Source organism: Leptotrichia sp. oral taxon 879 str. F0557 (assembly GCF_000469385.1).
Lineage (GTDB): Bacteria > Fusobacteriota > Fusobacteriia > Fusobacteriales > Leptotrichiaceae > Leptotrichia > Leptotrichia mesophila.
The window spans coordinates 1-1,480 of record NZ_KI271348.1 but is presented as its reverse complement, the minus strand read 5'-3'; the positions used below and the strand labels follow the sequence as shown (position 1 = coordinate 1,480).

General features: G+C 26.7%; 3 protein-coding genes. All 3 read right to left on the bottom strand.

Annotated elements, in window-relative coordinates:
- Positions 1-20: 20 nt before the first annotated feature.
- The 3 genes from HMPREF1552_RS12950 to HMPREF1552_RS09860 all read right to left on the bottom strand — a co-directional run bounded on the left by HMPREF1552_RS12950 (position 21) and on the right by HMPREF1552_RS09860 (position 892).
- Complete coding sequence (locus HMPREF1552_RS12950) at positions 21-155, bottom strand: hypothetical protein (protein WP_021745040.1); 135 nt, start codon at positions 153-155, stop codon at positions 21-23.
- Between the two features lie 210 nt (positions 156-365).
- Positions 366-545 carry a hypothetical protein gene (locus HMPREF1552_RS12610; protein WP_039901596.1) on the bottom strand — a complete coding sequence of 60 codons (180 nt, stop codon included), beginning with the start codon at positions 543-545 and terminating at the stop codon, positions 366-368.
- Positions 546-607: 62 nt separating this feature from the next.
- The gene (locus HMPREF1552_RS09860; RefSeq protein ID WP_039901595.1) at positions 608-892 is read right to left on the bottom strand and encodes a hypothetical protein; all 285 of its coding nucleotides are present in this window, start codon (positions 890-892) and stop codon (positions 608-610) included.
- Between the last annotated feature and the right edge of the window lie 588 nt (positions 893-1,480).

The window sequence follows — 1,480 nt, the reverse complement described above, 5'->3', positions numbered from 1 at the left end:
TTTTTTCTTTGAAATTGAATTCAGTTTGATTTATATCTCTTATCTGCTCTTCCCTTCAAATATATATCTTTATCCTTCTGATAAATTTCTTTCTGAATGACAGTTCCAGTATCGATATTGCTAATTTCCTTAAAATATGCTGCATTTTTGTTCAATGTCTATTTTCTTAATGAAAAATCTTCTGTCTTTTTCTTAAATTTTATCTATCCATACAATGTTCTGGAATTTATGTTGAATTGAAATGATGTTTTTGTTTTTCCATAACCTTTTTCATATATCGTAATACTATTATATTTTTAGGTCATTTTATATTGGCTTCACTATTACTGCTCTTACAAATTCCTCTACTCCTCCTGTTATATTGATTATCTAGTATCTTCTCTGTTTCTGTTTTTTCCGTCTACTTCCGTGGTTAAAATTGATACACCTATCTCCCCTACTTCTTTCAATTCCTTATTTCTTTTGTATAGTAATATTCCCTTGTTTTCTATCTTCCGGCTATATTTTCTCTCATTTTTTAATTTTTTTTCTGTATCCTTTGTCATTATAGCTTCTTTTTTTGAAGTATTCTGATTACCTTTTACTTGAATAGAGAAATGCCCATCTTCTACTCTATCTTTCTTATGATTTCTTTTTGAGTTCCTATTGTAGCTATGCATTCTTTTATTGAGATTTTATCAAACAGGTGTAATATCGCTTCTATCTCATTTTCTTTTCCTTCAGTTGCTACTTGTGAATAGCATATCCCATCTTCTTTTGAATATGTAGATGCTATATCTAATGAACTATTGTTTTTATTTTTCATCCTGTTTGATAAATTCCCGTTAATGTTCAATATCCTTCTTATTTTTTTATCTTTCCCAGAAATTTTTAGTTCCATCCATTTTGTCAAAAAAACTTCTATAATTTCAAGCCTATTGTAGCATGACTCTTTGAATAGTCATGTGAAAGAACTCCATTTGGCAACTCCAAGTATCTTTTTAATGCTTTAAGATACAATTTCTCAAATTCTTTAATTTTCAATATTTGTAAGTATAGCAAAAATAATAATTACAACAATGTCACTTAACTTGTATTTTATTTTTGAAGTTTATCGCTTGTTCTATATTTGAGTAAAATTCTTTTAGATTTTGACTATCTTCTGACATTTTTATCAGTTTCTTTCATCAGTAATATTATACCTCTTTTTTTAGATTTTTTTCATGTGTTTGTCGTGATTTATAGCAAAACTTATATAAAAACGTCCTAGAAATATGGTATAATAATATTACAGCATACAAAAAAATTACAGAAAAAGAATTTTAAATTTTTATTTTGAGAATGGAAAGACAAAAACGTTATTTCAATTCAATATAAGTTCCAGCATATTGTATGGCTAGATAAAGTTCAAGAAGGATACAGGAGACCTTTCATTAAAGAAACGGTTATTTCTGTTTTGTTTGATAAAATAGTTCAGTTTTAAATAGGTTTTATTATATAT